At 72.2% G+C, this 17,353-nt stretch carries 14 protein-coding genes, 1 pseudogene and 1 riboswitch; of the genes and pseudogenes, 10 read left to right on the top strand and 5 right to left on the bottom strand.

Going from position 1 to position 17,353, the window contains the following annotated elements; genetic code table 11:
- Positions 1-478: 478 nt before the first annotated feature.
- From ACIRQ9_RS32560 to ACIRQ9_RS32550, 3 genes are read left to right on the top strand one after another with little or no spacing between them, the layout of a single operon-like run.
- Positions 479-1,765 (top strand): NtaA/DmoA family FMN-dependent monooxygenase, encoded by a 1,287-nt coding sequence (locus ACIRQ9_RS32560; protein WP_404181586.1) that lies wholly within the window; start codon positions 479-481, stop codon positions 1,763-1,765.
- A complete protein-coding gene (locus ACIRQ9_RS32555) occupies positions 1,762-2,856 on the top strand; it encodes an LLM class flavin-dependent oxidoreductase (RefSeq protein ID WP_404181583.1) in 1,095 nt (364 codons plus the stop codon). The genes ACIRQ9_RS32560 and ACIRQ9_RS32555 overlap by 4 nt, the downstream gene beginning before the upstream one ends.
- Entirely contained in the window at positions 2,849-3,991 is a 1,143-nt protein-coding gene (locus ACIRQ9_RS32550; protein ID WP_404181580.1) for an LLM class flavin-dependent oxidoreductase, read from the top strand. The genes ACIRQ9_RS32555 and ACIRQ9_RS32550 overlap by 8 nt, the downstream gene beginning before the upstream one ends.
- A gap of 154 nt (positions 3,992-4,145) precedes the next feature.
- Here ACIRQ9_RS32550 and ACIRQ9_RS32545 read toward each other — a convergent pair whose 3' ends face one another.
- Positions 4,146-5,048 (bottom strand): NmrA/HSCARG family protein, encoded by a 903-nt coding sequence (locus tag ACIRQ9_RS32545; RefSeq protein ID WP_404181577.1) that lies wholly within the window; start codon positions 5,046-5,048, stop codon positions 4,146-4,148.
- 122 nt (positions 5,049-5,170) lie between these two features.
- Here ACIRQ9_RS32545 and ACIRQ9_RS32540 point away from each other — a divergent pair, with 122 nt between their 5' ends.
- On the top strand, positions 5,171-5,731 hold the full coding sequence (locus ACIRQ9_RS32540) for a TetR/AcrR family transcriptional regulator (RefSeq protein ID WP_404181574.1): 561 nt from the start codon (positions 5,171-5,173) through the stop codon (positions 5,729-5,731).
- Between the two features lie 116 nt (positions 5,732-5,847).
- On the opposite strand, the gene ACIRQ9_RS32535 is transcribed toward ACIRQ9_RS32540, so the two are convergent.
- Complete coding sequence (locus ACIRQ9_RS32535; RefSeq protein ID WP_404181570.1) at positions 5,848-6,771, bottom strand: LLM class F420-dependent oxidoreductase; 924 nt, start codon at positions 6,769-6,771, stop codon at positions 5,848-5,850.
- 534 nt (positions 6,772-7,305) lie between these two features.
- Here ACIRQ9_RS32535 and ACIRQ9_RS32530 point away from each other — a divergent pair.
- The 4 genes and pseudogenes from ACIRQ9_RS32530 to ACIRQ9_RS32515 form a co-directional block, all read left to right on the top strand.
- Positions 7,306-8,148 (top strand): annotated as a pseudogene (locus ACIRQ9_RS32530) (glutathione S-transferase C-terminal domain-containing protein); the annotation flags it as partial.
- 13 nt (positions 8,149-8,161) lie between these two features.
- A riboswitch (SAM riboswitch) is annotated at positions 8,162-8,272 on the top strand.
- A gap of 158 nt (positions 8,273-8,430) precedes the next feature.
- Entirely contained in the window at positions 8,431-9,159 is a 729-nt protein-coding gene (locus tag ACIRQ9_RS32525; protein WP_404181567.1) for a GNAT family N-acetyltransferase, read from the top strand.
- A 392-nt stretch (positions 9,160-9,551) separates the two neighbouring features.
- A complete protein-coding gene (locus ACIRQ9_RS32520) occupies positions 9,552-10,772 on the top strand; it encodes an acyl-CoA dehydrogenase family protein (protein ID WP_404181564.1) in 1,221 nt (406 codons plus the stop codon).
- A gap of 48 nt (positions 10,773-10,820) precedes the next feature.
- On the top strand, positions 10,821-11,279 hold the full coding sequence (locus ACIRQ9_RS32515) for an Rrf2 family transcriptional regulator (protein ID WP_351322302.1): 459 nt from the start codon (positions 10,821-10,823) through the stop codon (positions 11,277-11,279).
- Positions 11,280-11,307: 28 nt separating this feature from the next.
- On the opposite strand, the gene ACIRQ9_RS32510 is transcribed toward ACIRQ9_RS32515, so the two are convergent.
- Positions 11,308-12,036 (bottom strand): alpha/beta hydrolase, encoded by a 729-nt coding sequence (locus ACIRQ9_RS32510; protein ID WP_404181560.1) that lies wholly within the window; start codon positions 12,034-12,036, stop codon positions 11,308-11,310.
- Between the two features lie 199 nt (positions 12,037-12,235).
- On the opposite strand from ACIRQ9_RS32510, the gene ACIRQ9_RS32505 reads away from it, so the two are divergent.
- Entirely contained in the window at positions 12,236-12,601 is a 366-nt protein-coding gene (locus ACIRQ9_RS32505) for a winged helix-turn-helix transcriptional regulator (protein ID WP_404181669.1), read from the top strand.
- A 560-nt stretch (positions 12,602-13,161) separates the two neighbouring features.
- Positions 13,162-14,457, top strand: a complete 1,296-nt coding sequence (gene egtA, locus ACIRQ9_RS32500) for an ergothioneine biosynthesis glutamate--cysteine ligase EgtA (protein ID WP_404181557.1) — start codon at positions 13,162-13,164, stop codon at positions 14,455-14,457.
- Positions 14,458-14,748: 291 nt separating this feature from the next.
- Here the strand turns inward: egtA and ACIRQ9_RS32495 are convergent, their stop codons facing one another.
- Positions 14,749-16,149 carry an NtaA/DmoA family FMN-dependent monooxygenase gene (locus ACIRQ9_RS32495; protein WP_404181554.1) on the bottom strand — a complete coding sequence of 467 codons (1,401 nt, stop codon included), beginning with the start codon at positions 16,147-16,149 and terminating at the stop codon, positions 14,749-14,751.
- Entirely contained in the window at positions 16,146-17,246 is a 1,101-nt protein-coding gene (locus ACIRQ9_RS32490; RefSeq protein WP_404181551.1) for an LLM class flavin-dependent oxidoreductase, read from the bottom strand. The genes ACIRQ9_RS32495 and ACIRQ9_RS32490 overlap by 4 nt, the downstream gene beginning before the upstream one ends.
- Between the last annotated feature and the right edge of the window lie 107 nt (positions 17,247-17,353).

The raw sequence follows: 17,353 nt of genomic DNA, 5'->3' as shown, positions 1-17,353 counted from the left end.
GACCTTGGTCACGCACGCCGGTTGAGCACAGCCGGAGAGCGAGACGCCGACCGTGCGCTCTTGCCTCCCGGACTCCGGCGGCGCATCATGAGGCCTCTGATCAATGCCGTGCCGAGCGAACCGGCTTGCCGGCACCGCGCAGGCAACGGCACCGATCCGCCGCGCTGTCGGAACCCGCGCCGCATTCTGTCAGGAGTCATCGTGAGGGCAACGCACGTCGGACCGGTCGTGGCCATGCCGCCGGTCTGGACGAAGCGTCGGCACGTCGACCTGTGCCGGACCCACACCGCGCTCTGTCGCTGACCACCCGTCCGGGCGCCTGCCCGTGATCCGGTGCGCATCCGTGCTGCCCGGCCGGGGCCTATCTCGCGTCCCCAGGCGTCCGTCTGTCTCCGCAAAGACTTCCACCTCCGATGCCACCGGCATCGATGAGAAGGGACGAGCAGTGAGCGCAAAGCAGCCCAGAACGCTGAAAACCGTGACCGCCGCCGGTGGCACCTCGGAGACGTACGACCTTGCCATCGACCCGACCCGATCCACTCTCGACACGGCCGTCCGGGTGGCGGAACTCGCCGAGGCGGCGCGGTTCGACGCGCTGTTCACCGCCGATCTGCTCAGGTTCGACGCCCAGGGCGCGATCGGTGCGCAGGAGCCGCTCGTCTTCGTGTCCGCGCTCAGCCAGGTGACCTCACGGATCGGCTTGATCGCGACGGTGTCGACCACCTTCCACCACCCGTTCAACCTGGCCCGCCTCTTCGGCACCCTCGACCACGTCAGCAACGGGCGGGCCGCCTGGAACCTGGTGACCTCCTCGATCGGTGAGGAGAACTTCGGCCACGGCGAACTGCCCAGCCCGGAGGATCGCTACGCCCGCGCCGCGGAGACCCTGGACGTGGTCAACGCGCTGTGGGACAGCTGGGAGCCCGGCGCGCTGACGGCCGGTGCGGACGGGAAGACGGTGCTGCGCCGTGACCTGGTGCGCCCGATCCACCACCGCGGCCGGTTCTTCAGCGTGACCGGTCCCCTCAACATCCCGCCGCTGCCGCAGGGGCGTCCGGTGCAGATCCAGGCCGGGCAGTCCGAGGCGGGGACGGCACTGGGCGCCCGCTACGCGGAGATCGTGTTCACCTCGCTGCCCACGCTCGACCACGCGCGGGCATTCACCCGGAAGATACGTGACCAGGCCCGGCGACTCGGGCGCCCCGACGGACTGCCGTTGATCTTCAGCTCGTTCCACGCCACCTTCGGCGCCACCGAGGAGGAAGCGAGGCGTCTCGTACGGGAGAAACGGGAATCGATCGACTTCGAACCCGGCCGTGCCCAGGTGGCCGACATGCTGGGCGGCGGACTCGACCTGTCGGAGCTCCCGCTCGACGCGCCGCTGCCGGAGGGCCTGCTGCCCGACGTGAACTCGGTCAGGCGCCGCCGCGGCCGGGTCGACATCTTCACCGGCTACGCCCGGCAGGGCTACACGCTGCGGGAACTCGTCGTCGCGGCGCAGGACACCGGCCACTGGGCCGCGGCGGGAACTCCGGAGCAGCTCGCCGACGCCGTCGAGGAACGCTTCCGTGCGGGTGTCCTCGACGTCATCTCGCTGAGTGGTCTCGCGGACCCGCGCCGGCACGACTTCATCGTCAACGGACTTCTCCACGAACTGCGCAGACGAAAGATCGTCGCCGCCGACTACGCGGGCCCCACGCTCCGCGACAACTTCGGCCTGGCCCGGCCGGGCGTCGGCCGCGACGAGCAGCGGGCGGCGTCATGAAGTTCCTCGCGATCACCCTCATCGTGCACCGGCCGGATCCGGTCGGCGGAGTGCTGAAGTCGACGCACGACCGCTTCCGCGAGGTCGTCCAGAACGCCCTTCTGGTGGAGGAGTTGGGCTTCGACGGCTTCGGGGTGGGGGAGCGGCACGAGCGGCCGTTCATCTCCTCGTCCCCGACCGTCGTGCTGAGCCACGTGGCGGCTCTGACGCGACGGATCCGGCTCTTCACGGCCGTGACGACGCTCAGCCTGCTGGATCCGGTCCGGGCGTACGAGGACTACGCGACCCTGGACCATCTGTCCGAGGGCAGGCTCGACCTGATCATCGGCAAGGGCAACGGCACCGCCCAGCGCGAGCTGTTCCACGTCACCCCCGAGGATCAGTGGGACCGCAACGCCGAGAGCTACGAGGTGTTCCGGCGGATCTGGCGGCAGGACAAGGTCACCGCCGCGACCCGCTTCCGCCCACCGCTGACGGACGCCGAGGTCTGGCCGCGGCCGTACCAGCGGCCGGTCCGGGTCTGGCACGGCAGCGCCACCAGCACGGAGTCGGTCGACCTGGCCGCGCGCCACGGCGACCCGCTCTTCTCCGCCAACGTCACCCACCCCATCGAGCCCTATGCCGCGTTGATCCGGCATTACCGGGAGCGCTGGGAGCACTACGGCCACGACCCGGCGCGCATCGCGGTGGGGGCGGGTACCGCGGGCGTCCTTGTGGCCCCGACCTCGCAGGAAGCGCTGGCCGCGTACCGGCCGGTCTTCGAGTCGAACCTCGCGTTCCTCAAGGCGGTTGGCCTGCCGGTGGTGTTCGAGACGCTGGAGGACTTCGTCGAGCGAAGCTCGGCCCTGGTCGGCAGCCCGCAGCAGGTCATCGACAAAGTGCACCGCTACCACGAACAGTTCGGGCACACCGTTCTCCATCTGCACGCGGACGCGAGCGGCGTCACCGACACCCAGCACCGCGACTCGCTCGAACTGTTCCAGTCCGCCGTCGCCCCGACCTTGCGCAAGGACATCCCGGATCCGCCCTTCGACTGGAGTCCCGTGCGGCCCGAACCACCGACCACCACCCAGGAGTCCCCCCGTGCCTGAGACACCCCTGGGCGTCCTCGACCTGGTCCCGATCCCGTCGGGCGGAACGGCCGCGGAAGCCCTGCGCAACTCCGTCGACCTCGCTCAGCAGGCCGAGCGTTTCGGATACCACCGCTACTGGTTCGCGGAACATCACCTCAACCCCGGTGTGGCCGGCACGTCCCCCGCCGTCGTCCTGGCGCTGACCGCCTCCGCCACCTCCACCATCCGGCTCGGTTCCGGGGCAGTGCAACTGGGCCACCGCACGGCACTTTCCACCGTGGAGGAGTTCGGACTGCTCGACGCGCTGCACCCGGGCCGCTTCGACCTGGGCCTGGGCCGCTCGGGCGGCCGCCCTCCGGGACGGCCGGCCGGACCGCCGCCGACGGCGCCCCCCGTCGTCGACGGCCGTACCTCGAACGGGCTGCTGATCCCGCCGCGTTTCTCCTTCGACTCCCTGCTCGGCTCACCCCGCGTCGCACTGCAGCGCAGGCTGCTCCTGCTGCCGGGCGCCGAGTCGCAGGACTACGCCGAGCAGATCGGCGACGTCCTCGCTCTGCTGGCGGGAACCTACCGCTCACCGGAGGGCGTCGAGGCGCATGTCGTGCCGGGGGAGGGCGCCGACGTACACGTGTGGATCCTGGGCAGCAGCGGTGGTCAGAGCGCCGAGGTGGCCGGGGCGAGAGGGTTGCGGTTCGCGGCCAACTACCACGTCAGTCCGGGCACGGTCCTGGAGGCGGTGGAGGGCTACCGGTCCTTCTTCCAGCCCTCCGAGTTCCTCGACAAGCCGTACATCAGCGTGTCGGCGGACGTCGTCGTCGCCGAGGACGAGGCCACGGCCCGCGAACTCGCCACCGGCTACGGGCTGTGGGTACGCAGCATCCGCACCGCCGAGGGCGCGATCGAGTTCCCGACACCCCAAGAGGCGCGCGCCCACACGTGGACCGACGAGGACCGGGCCCTCGTCGCGGACCGCGTGGAGACCCAGTTCGTCGGCTCGCCCGGCCAGGTGGCCGATCAGCTGGAACGACTTCAGGAGGCCACGGGCGCGGACGAGGTGCTCGTCACGACGATCACCCACCGTCATGCGGACCGCGTCCGTTCCTACGACCTGCTTGCGCGGGAATGGCGCCGCCGGGGGCACCAGCCGGGTTGAGTCCGGCACGGCCCACGCCGCCAGGTCGCCCGGTGCGCGGACCCGGCGGCGCGGGCCGCCGACCGCGACGGCCGTCGCACGCCTGGACGCCGACGCGCGTCGGGCCGACACCGTGCGGCCGTGCCGTGCCGTGCCGTGCCGGGCGCGGTGGGGTTCACATGTCCCAGGCCTGCTGTTCCACCCACTCCTCGAAGGAGGTGAGCGGGACGCGCAGGGCGCGGGCGAAGTCCGGGTGCGCCGGTTGCGGGTGGTCGTTGATACTGGCCTGACCGAAGCCCATCGGTGGCATTCCCGCCGCCGTGGCCTGCTGTGGCGTCATCTCCGGCGCGGCCACCTGTACGCCGAGACGCCGGCTGAGCACCTCGGCGATGGTGGCCATGGTCAAGTGGTCGCTTGCCAGCTCCAGTTCGACTTCCGTGAACCGCTCGGGCTCGGTGACGGCGGCGGCGACGGCCCGGCCGATGTCGTCGACGGCGACCAGCGACAGCCACGTCGTGGGTCGGAGCAGCGTGGCGAGTCCGGCGCGCACGCCACGAGGGAACATGATCCGCTCCGCCGGGAGGAAATTCTCCATGAAGAAGCCCGGCTTGACGATGGTCCAGTGCGCGAAACCCGCCTCGCGCACCCGGTCCTGGACACCGGATTTGGCCGTGTAGTACGGCTCCATGGGGGAGCCGGGCTCCACCCAGCTCACATGCTGTCCGGCGCCGGACACCGAGGTGTGCACGAACTGCGGGACTCCGGCCGCCAGCGCCCCCGCGATCAGGTTCTCGGCCTGCGCGACCTCCCCTTCGAAGCCGCGTCCGGCCAGGTCGGGCATCTGCACCGAGAAGACGGCTCGGGCCCCTCGGGCTGCGGCGGTCACGGAGTCCCGATCGTCCAGATCTCCCGCGACGAGTCGCGCGCCGAGCGCGTGAACGGCTCGGGCTCGGTCGCCGTCCGGGTCACGGACGAGAGCGCGTACCGGTGTCCCCGCGGCGAGCAGCGCGCGGGTGACGGCGCCGCCCTGCCTGCCGGTGGCGCCGACGACAAGAACGGGTGCGTGGGAACGGATCATCGGCGCTCCAGGGAGTGGTGAACGTGGACGACCGGCAGTCGGCGACTAAGTGGCGGGGCCCGCCGTTTAATGCGCCGTACGATACGGAGGGTCCCGCCACTTAGCAAGGTCGGAGAGAGCGCATGACCGTTCGGCGCGCGGACGCCCGTCGCAACTACGCCCGGATCCTCGCGGTCGCCGAGAAGGAGGTGGCGGCACACGGAGCCGAGGCGTCCCTGGAGCAGATCGCTCGCGTCGCCGGTGTCGGCTCGGCCACCGTCCGCCGGCACTTCCCCAGCCGTCGGGCGCTGCTCGAAGCGGTCTTCAGTGAGCGGATCTCCGTCCTGTGCGACCAGGCCGAGCAGCTCTCCGGAGCCGACGACGCCCGCGCGGCGCTGCTGGCATGGCTGGGTGCCCTGACCTCGTACGCGACCACGGCGCGAGGAATGGCCGAGGCGCTGACCGAATCGACAGCCGATTCCGGGGCACACGTCGACGCCTGCTCCGCCCGGCTCGGCGCCGCCGTCGACCCGCTGCTGCGCAATGCCGAGCGAGCCGGTGCGGTGGCCGCGCACGTCACGGTGACGGACCTGATCTCGCTGGTCACCGGCATCGCACTGGCCACGGAACACCATGACGATCCCACCGCCGAGGCGCATCGGCTGCTCGCGCTGACGGTCGCCGGAATCAGCCCGCGGCGCTGAGGACCAGGTGTCCCCGGCCGCGGACGGCGGGCATCCCACGGTCGAGCGGCGCAGGGCCGGCCGCGGCGGTCGCCTTCCTCACGGTGCGCCGGGTCCTCTCCCGCCCATGGCCCGGCTCACCGGGCCAGTTCGCCCAGCAGCCGCCAGGTGCGCCGGCGGTCCGCCTCTCCCGCGATGTCGGTGCCCGAGAACACGACCTCGGTGGCGCCCGCGTCACGGTAACGGCGTACCTCCGCCTCGACCGCCCTCTCGTCGCCGATCACCGCCAGGTCGCCGGCCCGTCGACCACCGGAGAGCTCGATGACCCGCGCGTAGGACGGGATCCGCTCGTAGAACGCGAGGCTTTCCACGGCTTTGGCCCGCACCACATCCACGTCGTCCGTGACCACGCCCGGCACCAGCGCCACCACCCTGGGCGCGGGGCGGCCGGCTGCCTCGGCGGCGGCATGCAGCGCGGGCACGACGTGCTCCGCGAGGGCCCGCGGACCCGCCAGGTACGGCAGGATCCCGTCCGCCAGCTCACCGCTGACCCGCAGCGCCTGCGGCCCCATCGCGGCGACCAGCAGCGGGACGCCGTCCTCCGCCCCCGGCACCCGGGACGGGAACGGGGTGGTGGCCGTGAGCAGCTCACCGTGGAAATCGGCGGTGCCCGTCTCCGTCAGCTGCCGCAGCGCGGTGAGGAACTCGCGCAGCCGGGCGACGGGGCGTTCGAAGGGCAGACCGAAGCCCGTCTCCGTCAGCAGCCTGGTGCCCAGAGCCAGGCCGAGGTGGTAGCGGCCGTGGGTGGCGGCCTGGGCGGTCAGGGCCTGGCTGGAGACCAGCAGCGGATGGCGGCCGAAGACGGGGATCGCGGAGGTGCCGACCTGCAGTCCGGGCACCTCCCGTCCGACGATCGCCGCGAGCTGCGGCGAGTCCGCGCCGAAGGTCTGTCCGAACCAGGCCGAGGCGAGCCCGGACTCCGCGGTCTCCTCGGCCAGCCGTACGGTGGCGTCGACCTGGTTCGCGGCGTTGGACGCGTTGAGTACCACTCCCACAGTCATGCCAGGGGCAACGGGCCGTGGCCGAACCCGCATTCCGGTCCGCGTGTGACAGCTTCGTGGCAGTCGTGTGTACGGGATCCGGGACCAGGCGATCCGATCGAGGCGGGACGGACCGGCGGGGAGGACGGTCGTTCGGGCGCCCTTGACCGCTCCGAACCGTGCGGAGTGCGCCGACGTCGACGTCCACCGGCGCGTCCGCGATGCGAGACGAGCCTCTTGACGCCGAGGTCGGCCGGATCGACACTCACTGAGGGAATCCTAGTGAACGGATAGGGAAGCATGAGGCGTTGTGGTCCGGTCACCGTCCGAGTGACCCGTCCGTCTCTCCTTCTCACCTCGCGCCGCCACATCGACCTGCTGCGCGTCTGCAGTGCGATCGGGCGCCGGGAGGACCGAGGCACGCGCGTAGCGCACTGACGACGCCCCCGGTCTCACCGAGGAGCCGTCCCGTCCGGTGGGCGCAGGTGAGTCCTGCTCTCCCCTTCGACGCCGCTTCCGCCGCGGATACGTCCGCGCCCGCTTCCTGGGAGAGCCATGACCGTCACACCGTCGGCCGCACACACGTCCCACCAGTCGGCACCGGCCTTCCGGGGCCGCATCGGAAGGGATGCGCGCAGCGGCCACTACGCCGTTCCCGGCCGCTACCGCCTTCATCTGTCGACGGCCGGTCCCGACGGACTGCGCATCGCGGTCGCCCACAGCCTCCTCGGCCTTGACGCCGCCTGTCCGGTCACCTTCCTGCCCGCCGTGCCGGACGGCCCGGAAGGCGGCCACTCGGTTCTGCGTCCGCTGTACGAGGCGAGCGCCCACCGATTCACCGGCCCGCCCACGGCGCCGGTGCTCAGCGACGGCTGGTCCGGACGGATCGTCAGCACCCACGCCCCGGACATCATGCGCGACCTCGCCGGGAGATTCGGTGGCGGCCGGTCCGCGCTCTACCCGTGCGGTGCCGATTCGGAGATCGACGCCGTCGAGCGAATGTGCGCTCAGCGCATGAACGAGGCCGCCCAGAGCGCCGGTTCGGCCGGCGGGGAGCCGGAGGAACGTGAAGCGGCGCTGGTGACGTTGCTGGAGACGCTGGGAGCACTGGAGCGGTGGCTGCTCGGGCGGACCTACATGATCCGCGACGAAGTCACCGCCGCGGACGTCGAGTTGTGGGTCGCCCTGGTCCAGCTCGACACCGTGCATCGCCACCATCTCGACGCGGGCGCGGTCCAGCGCATCGCCGGTCATCCCACCCTGTGGGCCTACGCCCGTCGCCTGACCGCCCACCCCGCCTTCGGCTGCCATCTCGACCTCGACGGCATCGGACGCCGTCACCACGCCCGCTGCCATGGCCTGGAGGCCGCAGGAGCGGCAGTCCAGATCCTGGACTGGAACCACGCACGTGGTTCATCGGCTTCGGCGTCAGGCCCCGACGCACCGGCCGGCCCCGCCCTCCCGCTGCGGTGGGGAGTCCCAGGTGCCGACCTGACCGGATGACGTTCGGCAAGCGCGAACGGCGTCGGCAGCCGGAAGGGCGACGGCGACGCCATCTACGCAGTTCTCGGGTCCGCCGCGCGTCGTTCTCGAGGTCGCGTGCGGTCGTACGCGCATCTGTTGTCCGTCACCGATCGTGCCGTCGATCCCCACGAGCCGAACCGCGGAGACCGCCCCACCATGTCCGTCACCCCTCTCGCCGCGAGCCCCTCCGACGTCCTGGACAACCCCACCTGGGCAGCGCTCACCGGCCCGCACGCCCACCTCGCCCGACGCGTCGGCCACGCCGTCCGCTATCCCCGGGACATGGCCCCCTTCCACGCCATGTCCGACGCACGCGACCCGCGCGCCTGGGCCGATCTCGCCACGCTCGTCGAACCTGGCGGCACCGCCTCGGTGCGAGGCATCACCGAGGCGCCGGCCGGCTGGGAGGTTGTGCGCACCGGACGAGGTGTCCAGCTCGTGGACGTCTCCCTGCGGGCCGCACCTGACTCCGAAGCCGTACGGCTGGGGCCCGACGACGTGCCGGAGATCCTCGACCTGGTCGCCCGCACCACGCCGGGCCCCTACCTTCCCCGCACCGTCGAGATGGGCACCTACCTCGGCATCCGCCACCGCGGCCGACTGATCGCGATGGCCGGTGAGCGCTTGCACCCGCCCGGCTGGACCGAGATCAGCGCCGTGTGCACCGACCCCGACCACCGCGGCCGGGGCCTGGCCACCCGTCTCGTCCGCGCGGTCGCCGCCGGCATCAAGGAGCGCGGCGAACGCCCGTTCCTGCACGCCGCGGCCACCAACACGAACGCGATTCGGCTGTACGAGTCGATCGGCTTCACCCTGCGCCGTCGGACGGTCTTCTCACTCGTCCGGCACGTCGGCGGCGCCACCCGGGGTCACGACATCCTCTGACCGAGGGTGCCCTCGTCCGCCGCGGTGTCCGAAACGGTGGCAGGGCCGTCTCCGCGCTCGTCCCGCCGGACTCCCCGCGCGGCACCGCCGAAGACCGTCGAGCACGCCACACACGAGGACCGCTCATCGCGCCGCCCGGCATGGCGAATCCGCCACCCGGGGACGTGAATCGGCCGGATCGCCGCACCATTCCTAGTTTTCCGATCGGATTACTAGGGAAACGTTGACGCTGATCGAAAGGGGGGTGAGGATGAATGAGGCCGACGCGTCACCACGCATCGCCGCGCTCTCGCCGTGCGCCGCGTCGTCAACGGTCTCCTGGAGGAAGACATCATGATCGCAGCACTGAGCCGTGCCGACAGCCGCTGTCGCACGACGGCGCTGGTGCGGACGTGACGGTATCCGCGGAGGACGCGACCGACGCGGGAGCCGGACAGGTCGACTGGCTGCACATAGCCCGCGAGCTGGCGGACGATCTGGCCACGGACGCTGCCGAGCGCGAACACGCCGGCAAAGCACCGCTGGAAGAGGTCGCACGGCTGCGTGAATCGGGGCTGCTGACGCTGCTGGCGCCGACCGAACACGGAGGCGGAGGTGCCGATTGGCGTACGGCCTACGCGGTCGTACGGACCGTCTCCGCGTCGGACGGTGCCATCGGCAGCCTGCTGGGCAACCACTACTTCCTCTCCTTCAGCCCCTGGTTCTTCGCCGACCCGGACCGTGCGGCCGTCACTGAGCGGGAATCCACGTCGGGGCAGTGGTTCTGGGGAGGCGGCATCGCCTCCCACGAACCGTCGCTCGTCCTGACATCGGCGACGGGCGGTCATCTCCTCAACGGCTGCCAGAGGTACGCCACCGGGATCGGCGTCGCCGACAGGCTGCTGGTCCGAGCCGCCCGGCACGACACCGGTGAGCCGTTCGCCGTCCTGGTCGATCCCGCCCACCCGGGTGTCGTGAGCGGCGGTGGCGACACCTTCGGCCGGCGGCTGGCGGCCGGTGCCGACGTGGAGTTCTCGTCCGTACCGGTCACGGCGGACGAGGTGCTCGGCTCCGTGTCGCCGGACGAGAGCGTGATGTCTCCCTTCGCCTCGTTGGCGGCACCGACCGCGCGTCTGGTCTCCGTCCAGTTCTGTGTCGGCGTGGCCGAGGGGATGCTGGCGGAGGTCCGCGAGCACCGAAGGGGCAGGCGGTCGCCCTGGCAGCCCTTCTCGCCGCAGCCCTGGCCCGACGGCCCGACGCAGGATCCGTACGCGGTGACCGCGTACGGCGAACTCGCTGTCGCCGCCCGTGCCGCCTCCGCCCTCGCCGACCAGGCGGTGGACGCCCTGGCGAGCGGCCTCGCACGAGGCGACGACCTCGACGACGAGGAGTGCGCGCAGATCGCGGTCCTCGCGAGCGTGGCCGAGTCCGCCGCCTCCCGGGCCGCGGAAGACATCACCGCCCGCGCCCTGGACGTCATCGGCGCCGACGCCGCCTCCTCCTGGCACGGCTTCGACCGCTTCTGGCGCGACGCCCGGACGCACACGCTGCGACAGCCCGTCGCGCACCGGCTGCGCGAGGTCGGTGACTACTTCCTCAACGGCGTACATCCGTCGTTCACCCTGCCGGCCTGACGACGCATCCGGTGCCGGACGGACACAGTGGTGAGGGACAATCGGGCCATGCGGATCTCAGCGAGAGCGGACTATGCGGTGCGGGCGGCACTGGAGCTGGCCGCGGCAGCCGACGACTCCTCGCTCAAGGCGGAGGCGATCGCCTCCGCGCAGGGCATTCCGCACAAGTTCCTGGAAGGCATCCTCGGCGATCTGCGCCGAGGCGGTCTCGTCGTCAGCCGGCGGGGCGGCAACGGCGGCTACCGCCTCGCCCGCCCGGCGGACACGATCGCCATCGCCGACGTCATCCGTGTGGTGGACGGGCCCCTGGTCTCGGTACGGGGCGTACGTCCGCCCGAGCTCTCCTACGGCGGCCCCGCGGAGTCACTGCTACCGCTCTGGATCGCGGTACGTGCCAACGTCCGCAAGATCCTCGGCGAGGTCACCCTGGCCCAGGTGGCGGCGGCCAAGCTGCCCGACGAGGTCCTGAGCCTCTCGGAGGACCCCGGGGCATGGACGAATCCCTGACCGGCCCCGCACCTTCAGGTTGAGCCGCTCATGAGGTGGGCTCGAGCAGCAGGGCCGCGAGCTGCGTGGGCATGGTGATCATGCAGTCGTGTCCGGTCGGCAGCTCTCGTATACGTGCGGGTGAGCCGTTGGGCTGCGTCGCGGGCACGGGACGTCGCACGATGCCTTCCGGCTGTATGCCGACGCAGTGGATGTGTGTGCGCGGGATCGCGTCCGCTTCGGGGTTGTCCAGCTGGACCGGTTGCTGAAGGCAGCGCACCGGGTGATCGGAGAGCATCGAGCGGAGCCAGGCGACGTCCTGGGGGTCGATGACTCCGAACAGGCCGAAAGGCAGCGGAAGCTCCGGCAGGGGCGGGATACGCCACCGCTCGTCCGTGCGGGCGGCGAGATCGATGAGGCTCTGAGTAATGGGCTGCACGTCGACGGCGGTCTCACCGTGCTCGGGGACCATCGCGTCGAGATAGACGAGTTGAGCGATCCGTTCCGGTACTTCGTTGGCCACCGACGAGATCACCAGTCCGGCGTAGCTGTGGCCCACGAGCACGACGTCGGTCAGGTCCTCCTCGTGGATCAGTTTCAGGATGTCCTCGACGTGCGTGTCGAGCCCTACCTCGGGACCGAGAAGGTGCGCCTTGTCGCCGTATCCGGTGAGGGAGGGGCTGAGGACACGGTGTCCGGCCGACGTGAGCAACGGGGCCAGCCGTTCCCAGCACCGGCCGTTGTGCCAGGCGCCGTGGACCAGAAGATAAGTCGGCATGAGCGGAATCCACTTCGGGACGTCGAGGCGCAGCAGGATGACGGTTCCTGTTCGTGCCTCGGTACTGTTCAGGAACCGGAATCATCGTGTTGCACCCGACGTGCGCGATCAATAAGGCACTTTTGGGTGCCCCGGTTCTGTGGAGGTAACCATGAGTGGCACAGCGGACGACGAGTCGACGTCCGAGGGCCCCTACCGGATGCGGGAGTCCGAGGACCCGTGTCAGGCGCGTGAGGTGCTGGGCATGGTCGGCGACAAGTGGTCGCTGCTGATCGTGCGCCACCTCAGCGAAGGGCCGCGTCGGTTCACCGAGCTCAAGCGGGGCGTCGACGGGATCAGCCAGCGCATGCTCACCGTCACTCTGCGCGGTCTTGAGCGGGACGGGATCATCACGCGTACCGTCCTCAACGTCATGCCGCCCCACGTCAGCTATGAACTCACCGCGATGGGCAAGACCCTGCGCGAAGCCGCCGCGCCCCTGCTGGCGTGGAGCATCGCCCACCTGGCGCACATCGACGCGGCCCGCTCCGCCTACGACGCCCGCCCGGGTACGTCGCCGGCCTGAGCCCCACCCCGCCGTCGCGCGGCCCGGCTGGAGGAACGGCGGCACGGCAGAGCCGGCAGCCACCGGCCAGGCGCAAGACGGGCGCGACAGAGGCGTGCGGGCGCAGCGCGCGCTCGTGGGTCTTCGGGCTGCCGGGGCCAGCCGCGCGTCGCGGGGGCGGCCGACAGCCCGCGCGGGGGCCGCGTACCCGCCCGGATAACGGCTTCCCGCCGCCGGTACCGCTCTTGGGCGCCGCGCACTCCTCCGGGACGGGTACGCACTGCCACCAGGAGAGCGGCGCCCAGCTCCGCGCGCCGTGGTAGCCGATCCGCTCGCCGCACTCGAATAGCACGGACCTCACCCCCTGCGCCGGACGCTGTCGTCGGCCAGGCCGTGTTCGCTGACCAGTCCGGCGCTGTACGCGCAGACCAGGCAGGTGCGCGGGGACGTCGGGGACGGTCCGTCGGCCTACGCGCCCTTGTCATGACGGGGCGGCACGGCAGACGCTTGCAGCAGCGTGGCAGTGCGTGCACCGGACGTCGGATACCCGACGGCCCTGAGGCGGCTCAGGAGGCTCCCGGATGTCGGCTCCATCTTCACCCGAAGGCGGCATTCACGGTGCCGCCGTCACCGAGCAGCAGGCGGAGGACCTGGTCGAGGCCATCTGCTTCAAGACGGGCCCGCCACGTAGCGTCGGCGTCGAAGTGGAATGGCTCGTCCACCGGGAGCACGTTCCGGACCACGTCGTGGGCAGGGAGGAACTGGAAGCGGCGCACGCCGTGGTGCGCAGGCTGCCGCTGACGTCCGGACTGAGCGTCGAGCCCGGCGGACAGGTGGAGCTGAGTTCCCGGCCGGCGCCTTCGCTGGGCCGGTGCGTCGAGGAGGTCTCCGCCGATCTGCGGGCCGTGCGCGGCGCACTGCACGAGCGGGGTCTGACCCTGGCGGGCATGGGCGTCGATCCATGGAACTCGCCCCGCCGGTTCCTCCGGGAGCCGCGTTACGACGCGATGGAGGCCTGCCTCGACCGCACCGGCACCGCGGGGCGGACCCTGATGTGCACCTCGGCCTCCGTCCAGGTCTGCCTCGACGCCGGACGGGAGGAACCCGGCGTGATGGGATTCGCACGCCGCTGGTGGCTGGCACACCACCTGGGCGCCGTCCTGGTCGCGGCCTTCGCGAACTCACCGATGGCCGAGGGCCGGCCCACGGGCTGGCGGTCGACGCGGCAGTTGATGTGGGCGGAACTCGACCCGGGCCGGGCCGCCGGTCCCTCACTGGCCCACGACCCGCGCCGCGCCTGGGTACGGCGGGTTCTCGACGCACCGGTCATGTGCATTCGGCGCGACGGCCCCTGGGAGGTGCCGGACGGCGTGAGCTTCCGCCAGTGGACGCGCTCACGCAGCATGCGTCCCCCGACCCGCGCGGACCTCGACTATCACATCAGCACGCTGTTCCCGCCCGTGCGGCCGCGGGGACACCTCGAACTGCGCATGATCGACGCGCAGCCCGGCGACGACGGCTGGATCGTACCGCTCGCCGTGGCCACCGCCCTGTTCGACGACCCGGAGGCCGCCGCGCAGGCCAACCGGGCGGTGCACCCCCTGGCCCGACGAGCGGTCGGCGCCCCGCCGCCGCACAATGCGCTGTGGCGCGACGGGGCGCGCCACGGGCTCGCCGACCCGGAATTGAAGCGCGCCGCCGCCGTCTGTTTCGCCGCGGCGCTGGACGCCCTGCCGCGGCTCGGCGCGAACTCCAGGATCATGGACGCCGTCGCGGCCTACGACGACCGGTACGTCCGTCGCGGCCGCTGCCCGGCGGACGACGTGCTCGACCGGTATCGCGACCGGGACACGTCCGCACGGCGTCGACCCGAGTGACGAGGCGCGGCCCGGCCCGTCGCCGCCGCGGGCGGGTCGTGGCCCTCGGGCCGTCCGCGGCCACCCGCCGCCCGGCGCGGTCGTCCCCACCGGTGGCTCACGGCCCGGCCCGGCGCGGCCGACCGTCCGCGCCTCGCCGGCCCGCACCGAGGTCTGTCCGCCCGCACCGAGGCCCGTCCCGCACCGAGGCCCGTCCCGCGCCGAGGCCCGTCCCGCACCGAGGTCCGGCAGGCGGCGGGCGGGCCGGTGAACCGGTGGAGGGACCCGAACGCGCGCCGGTGACCGGGGTGCTCAGCCCGCCTGACGGCGCTCGGGTGCGGCGCGCTGGGTCAGGGGCGGGCGCAGGTCCAGGTGATCGCGCAGCGTGGTACCGCTGTACTCGGTGCGGTAGATCCCGCGCTCCTGCAACTCGGGGACGAGCAGGTCGACGATGTCGTCGAGGCCGTCGGGGATGAGATAGGGCGTGATGTTGAAACCGTCGAGCGCGCCGTGCCGCACGTAGCGGGCGAACTTCTCCGCCAGGCCGGAGGGCGTACCGACGTGCCCGCGCTGCGGTCCGAGCGCGATGACGGTCTCCCGCAGCGACCAGCCGTGTGCCTCCGCCTGGGCCCGCCATTCGGCCACGACCGTACGCGGGTCGGCGACGCGCCGGGCCCCGAAGGAGCCGTCGTTCTCGGCGACGACCGGATCCTCCGCGGGCAGCGGCCCGTCGGCGTCGCGGTCCGACAGGTCGATGCCCCACAGCAGCCCGGCGATGCCCAGCGCCGTGGCAGGGGTGACCTGCTGGAGCCGGATCCAGCGCTTCTTCTCCTGGGCCTCCTCCTCGGTGGCACCGATGATGATCTCGGTGCCGGGCAGGATCCGCAGGTCGTCGTCGGGCCGCCCGACCGCGCGCAGCCGGCGCCGGATGTCCTCGGCGAAGGCCAGCGCGTCGTCGAAGTCGTTGCCGTGCGCGGAGAAGATGACATCGGCGTTGCGGGCGGCGAAGTCGCGTCCCTCACCGGAGTCGCCGGCCTGGAAGATCACCGGGTGGCCCTGGGCGCTGCGCGGCAGGGTGGGGGCGAGGTCGACATCGAACTGCGGCCCCCGGTGGCGCACCTGGTGTACGGCACCGGGCACCGACCAGGCGGGCGCGTCCGGGGATGCCGCGACCGCGCCGTCGTCCCAGCCGTCCCACAGGGCGCGGGCCACGGTGAGGAACTCCTCGGCCCGCCGGTAGCGGTCGGCGTGGTCGAGGTAGCCGCCGCGGCGGAAGTTGGCGCCGGTCCAGGCGTTGTCGGTGGTGACCACGTTCCAGCCGGCGCGGCCCTCGGAGAGCAGGTCGAGGCCGGAGAGCCGGCGGGCGAGGTCGGCGGGTTCGTTGAAGGTGGAGTTGGAGGTGGAGACCAGGCCGATCCGGCGGGTGACCGCGGCGAGCGCCGCGAGCTGGGTGATGGCGTCCGGACGTCCGGCCACGTCGAGATCGTGGATCCTGCCGTCGACCTCGCGCAACCGGAGGCCTTCACCGAGGAAGAACGCGTCGAACAGGCCGCGTTCGGCGGTCTGGGCGACCTTGCGGAAGGAGGCGGGGTCGATCTGCGATCCGCTGTCGGGGGCGGACCAGATGGTCCAGTGGTTGACGCCCTGGAAGAACACTCCGAAGTGCAGTTGGGCGTGCGGCCGGGGGACGTCGAGGGGGTCGGTGCGGGTCATCGGGCTTCCTCCTGGACGGCCGCGGCCGCGAAACGGTTGGCGGGGCGCGCCAGCCCGAGGGCGGAGCGCAGGGTCGTACCGGGCAGGGGACGGGCGGTGAGGCGCCGTCCGGACAGGGCGGGCAGGACGAGGCGGGAGAGGACGCCCAGATCCTCGTCGAGGACCAGCGGATGCAGCCGGACCCCGTCGACGTGCCGGCTCAGTTCTGCGAGGAGGTCCACCAGGGCGTTGGCCGAACCGATGTGCCGCAGTCGCCCGCGGTCGGTCCACTCCGCATGCCGTGCCAGGTCGGCGACCCGCTCGGCACCGGTCGACTCGGGTGTGTCCAGGGCCACTTCGACCTCGGCGAGGACACGGGGCGTACCGGCGCCGGCGGCGGCCGCGGCGACCGACGCCGGGTCGCGGCCGTCCACGAGGGCGACGTCGAGCTGCTCGGCGGGCACCCGCTCAGGCCGGCCCAGCACGACGAGCTGGCCCTGCGGCGGACGTGGCACGATCGCCGGGCCCTTGACGGCGTACGTCTCCCCGGTGAAGTCGACGTAGTGCAGCCGTTCCCGGTCGAGGTAGCGGCTCGTGGCCACGGACCTGATGACCGCGTCGTCCTCCCACGAGTCCCACAGCGCGCGGACCACCTCGACGCCGTCACGCGACTCGCGGGCCCGCGCGTCCGCTCCGGCGACCAGCGGGCGTCCCCAGACACGGGCGGCCTCCGGACGGTCCTCCTCCGTCACCACCCACCCGGCGCGACCGGCGGAGACGTGGTCCAGGGATGCCAACTGGCTGGAGACGTGGAACGGTTCGGCGTAGGTGACGGGAACGACGGGCGCGATCCCGATGGTGCTCGTGGCGGCCGCGATGAAGGCCGCACGTTCCACCGCGCCGATCCGGCCGACGGGGTGCGGCGCGGCTCCGGGCGGCAGTACCCCGTCGTCCAGGGTGATCAGGGTGAACCCGGCGTTCTCGGCCGCGCCGGCGAGGCCGGCCAACCGGCGCGGGGTGAGTAGCCGGTCGGGTGAGTGGGCGGCGCGGCGCCAGGCCGCGGGATGGGAGCCCGCACCGTCGAGTTCGACGGCGAGATGGAGGGCGGGAACGGACAACGGAGGTTCCTTCCGGGTGCGCGGGAGTCCGTGGCCGCGGGACACGACGAGCGGGCCGGGCGGGTCACGGCGGGGACCGGCGGGACGTGCCGGCCGGGGTCAGAGCG

It is taken from the genome of Streptomyces sp. NPDC101237, assembly GCF_044767465.1.
GTDB lineage: Bacteria > Actinomycetota > Actinomycetes > Streptomycetales > Streptomycetaceae > Streptomyces > Streptomyces gramineus.
The sequence above is the reverse complement of the archived record's forward strand: the minus strand, read 5'-3'. Positions and strand labels throughout refer to the sequence as shown.

Bases quoted from the DNA above. Each gene is read 5' to 3' on its own strand.
- ACIRQ9_RS32555 (WP_404181583.1), top strand. From the start codon at position 1,762: ATGAAGTTCCTCGCGATCACCCTCATCGTGCACCGGCCGGATCCGGTC.
- ACIRQ9_RS32545 (WP_404181577.1), bottom strand. From the start codon at position 5,048: ATGATCCGTTCCCACGCACCCGTTCTTGTCGTCGGCGCCACCGGCAGG.
- ACIRQ9_RS32540 (WP_404181574.1), top strand. From the start codon at position 5,171: ATGACCGTTCGGCGCGCGGACGCCCGTCGCAACTACGCCCGGATCCTC.
- ACIRQ9_RS32535 (WP_404181570.1), bottom strand. From the start codon at position 6,771: ATGACTGTGGGAGTGGTACTCAACGCGTCCAACGCCGCGAACCAGGTC.
- ACIRQ9_RS32525 (WP_404181567.1), top strand. From the start codon at position 8,431: ATGTCCGTCACCCCTCTCGCCGCGAGCCCCTCCGACGTCCTGGACAAC.
- ACIRQ9_RS32515 (WP_351322302.1), top strand. From the start codon at position 10,821: ATGCGGATCTCAGCGAGAGCGGACTATGCGGTGCGGGCGGCACTGGAG.
- ACIRQ9_RS32510 (WP_404181560.1), bottom strand. From the start codon at position 12,036: ATGCCGACTTATCTTCTGGTCCACGGCGCCTGGCACAACGGCCGGTGC.
- ACIRQ9_RS32505 (WP_404181669.1), top strand. From the start codon at position 12,236: ATGCGGGAGTCCGAGGACCCGTGTCAGGCGCGTGAGGTGCTGGGCATG.
- egtA (WP_404181557.1), top strand. From the start codon at position 13,162: ATGTCGGCTCCATCTTCACCCGAAGGCGGCATTCACGGTGCCGCCGTC.
- ACIRQ9_RS32495 (WP_404181554.1), bottom strand. From the start codon at position 16,149: ATGACCCGCACCGACCCCCTCGACGTCCCCCGGCCGCACGCCCAACTG.